This window comes from Cobetia sp. SIMBA_158 (assembly GCF_046566945.1).
In the GTDB taxonomy this organism is placed as follows: domain Bacteria; phylum Pseudomonadota; class Gammaproteobacteria; order Pseudomonadales; family Halomonadaceae; genus Cobetia; species Cobetia amphilecti.
This window is the reverse complement of sequence record NZ_JAWJYL010000774.1, coordinates 1-251: the sequence shown is the minus strand read 5'-3', so window position 1 is coordinate 251 and position 251 is coordinate 1. Positions and strand designations below refer to the sequence as shown.

The window sequence follows — 251 nt, the reverse complement described above, 5'->3', positions numbered from 1 at the left end:
CGGCGACTCCGGAACACCTCACACCGCGAACGCCTTGATGGGCCGAAGCGCCAGCCCGACCGCGCCGTCACCGCCCGATAAACAACTCGCAACGCAACGCGCGCCAATCAGATGGGCCGCTTCGCAGCTGTCTTGCAGCCGCTTTTCGCAACCGTTCTTTCCATAAGTTTTCACTTATTAAAATTGACGGTCTATGTATATCGATCTTTCGTATCGCAAACTGCATACTTTTCTCCACGGAAGGACGCAGC

General features: G+C 55.4%; 1 protein-coding gene. It reads right to left on the bottom strand.

Going from position 1 to position 251, the window contains the following annotated elements; genetic code table 11:
• Positions 1-67 precede the first annotated feature (67 nt).
• Positions 68-251: hypothetical protein (locus R2R70_RS21915; protein ID WP_410979184.1), on the bottom strand; the 184-nt coding region annotated here is incomplete at its 5' end.